This is a genomic window from Mesorhizobium sp. M7A.F.Ca.CA.002.05.1.1, from assembly GCF_003998335.1.
GTDB lineage: Bacteria > Pseudomonadota > Alphaproteobacteria > Rhizobiales > Rhizobiaceae > Mesorhizobium.
On the sequence record NZ_RZQI01000823.1, the window covers coordinates 1 to 2,651 of the forward strand.

Sequence of the window (2,651 nt, forward strand, 5' to 3'; positions counted from 1 at the left end):
GCTGACGCCCATCTCGATGTCGTCGACGACGGAAGGCAGCGTGTAGAGATAGGTGCCGTCCTCGCGCACCAGGACCGGATCGGAAAGCGAAGCCAGATCGACGGTTTCCTCGCCGCGCACCAGGTCGTTCCAGTGGATTTCGGTGCGTTCCGGCTGTTGTGGATCGCCTGAGAAATTGGGGAGGAGAAAACGCCAGTGCGGCTGGCGGCCATCGGCCTGGTACTCGGCGATCTGCTCGTGCGTCAGCGTCAGCGCCTCCCGGCCATAGACCGGCGGCAGGCCGCGCGTGCGGCGCACCTTGCGCCTGAGATCGAGTTCCTCCGGCGTTTCATAGCAGGCATAGAGAACGCCTGCCGCCTTCAACCTCTCGACCGCCGCGTCATAGATATCGAAGCGCCGCGACTGGTACTCGGTGGCGTCGGGAAAAATGCCCAACCAATGCAGGTCGTAGAGGATGGCGTCGGAAAACTCCTGCTTCGAGCGCGCAATGTCGGTGTCGTCGAAGCGCTGGATGAATCGGCCCTTGTTGTTCATGGCAAACAGCCAGTTGAACAGAGCCGTGCGCGCATTGCCGATATGAATGCGGCCGGTCGGCGACGGGGCGAAACGAACGGTAACTGTCATGAACGGGGCGTACCGGATGCTTTTGTGGTTGACAAGACGCGCCCCCGCGCTGGCCGGCAGACATAGAACATGGCGGCTGGAATGAAAAGACCGGACGGTGGACGCCTCCGACTGCGCCCAGGCCGGCGGTGCCCATTTGTGCCGGCAGCTTTTCACGATAGGAATTTTTTCTTGACTCGGTGCCCTCAGCTATGGTACATATTTGGCTATGGTGCTGATTTGCGCCAGCGACCCGCCGCACAGGCGGGTTTTTCGTTTGATGCTCCGTCAGCCAACGCGTCGGCGAAGGCTCCGAAGGAACCCATTAACCCAAGTTTGTAGCGCTTGAAGGCGATCAGCGGCCGAAATCATCGGAACTGAGGCGGGTCCAGCGGTCGCCCACCAATCCACCGATAAAGATGTCGCCGGAGCGGACCGCTTCCGTGACCTCGGCGATCCGCGAGCGGACCATTGTTCCCCCGGCATAGCGGAAGAAGACATTCTTGTAGCCAAAGAGTTGAGGTATGAATTTGGTCTGCGTCTGTCCGGTGATGCCCACACAGCCCATCTCCCATGCGGCGGCGACAAGCGCATCCAGCGTCGCGCCCCAGTGCAATCCGGATGCCTGGATCTGCAACAGGTTCGCCACGCCGCCGGCTTGACCATAGAAGGCATAACAACCGAGCATTTTGCCCGTTTCGTCGTAGGTCCCACCGAAATGAAGGGGGCCGTCGGCCCGCTTCTCGGCCGCCAGCGCAAGCAGCCGTGCAAGTTCCCCATCCTTCCAACTCGGCCGAAGAGCGTAACCAGACAGGAGGGTCGGCAGCTTCTCGGCAAATTGAACGGCATCGATCGGCTCACGATGGGTGCGATGCGACGATGAATGGAGGACCGGTGGCTCGAACCTTTTCTTGGCGAGAGCATCGAATGCTCTTGCGCATGGATCGAGTACAAGGCGAGGCAGGCCAGGCCATTTACGGTGCAGTGCGGCGGCGGCCATCGCCGCCGGCCGGAAAACATATGTCCATCCCAGACAATGCACCGGGAGGAGTTGGTACTTCATCGGGCGCGCGAAGGCCAAGGATGTCCGGTTGGCCGAATCGGTCAGCTGCAGATCGAATTCGCCTTGATGCAAGGCACGCAGCAATTGGGGTCCGGCCGAGCCGTCATCGGTGCCGGGGTCGGCCATGAGCGGCCCGATGATCGCCGCATTCAATGGCGCTCCATTGAGCTCGTAGCGGGCTTTCAGAACGCCGAGGAATCCACCCAGACGACCGTGCCGGTTGATCTGGACAAGAGCGTTGCTTTCCCCGGACTGGCCGGCAGGGTCGAGGTAAATCTCTCTCATATACGCGGCCGTTTCCGCGATCGCGCGATCGAGGAGGTGACGCCGGCGCCGGCGAAACTTCGTCAGGAAGAGTGCGGCGACGCGCTCAAGATCTTCGGCAGCCAGCGGCCGAACCGAGCCATGCTGAGATTCCAGCACTGACGGCGCAGCCAACTTCTCCTCGGCATTTGCAGAAAGATGCATCGTGAAGAACATCCGTGGGTTGCCCTCCATCGGATATATATCAACCAATGGTAGAAACAACGTATCTCGGTCAGTATGATGAACAGAGGTCTCAAGACTTACTATCCGGACAGGGCTTCACAGGCAAATCAAGTCGGCCAGCATCGCTGCGCTGATCGGCGGGTTGGCCGCGGCCTTGCGATCGCATGCCCTGCTCCAGCCCGCTGGGCTGACCGTGCCGGACAGAGGCGGCCTCCGGCCGAAGCTGAAGGCCGCCTCAACTCAGCTCACAAGTCCCTTGGTCAGTTCCAATGCCTGGCGCTCGAACAGGCGGCGGTAGATGCCGCCTTTCAGCCGGATCAGTTCATTATGCGAGCCTTCCTCGACGATGTTGCCGCGATCGAAGACCAGCAGCCGGTCCAGCGCCCTCACCGTCGAAAGCCGGTGCGCGATGACCAGCGTCGTGCGGCCGACCATCAGCCGCTCCATCGCCTGCTGGATCAGCACCTCCGACTCCGAATCGAGGCTCGATGTCGCC

At 61.3% G+C, this 2,651-nt stretch carries 2 protein-coding genes and 1 pseudogene; all 3 read right to left on the bottom strand.

What is annotated here, in order from left to right:
* The coding region (locus tag EN939_RS29045) for a glutamate--tRNA ligase (protein ID WP_245473201.1) at window positions 1–624 on the bottom strand (624 nt) is incomplete at its 3' end.
* A 334-nt stretch (window positions 625–958) separates the two neighbouring features.
* On the bottom strand, window positions 959–2,146 hold the full coding sequence (locus EN939_RS29050) for a hypothetical protein (protein WP_236382810.1): 1,188 nt from the start codon (window positions 2,144–2,146) through the stop codon (window positions 959–961).
* A 249-nt stretch (window positions 2,147–2,395) separates the two neighbouring features.
* A pseudogene (locus EN939_RS29055) lies at window positions 2,396–2,651 on the bottom strand (ABC transporter ATP-binding protein); the annotation flags it as partial.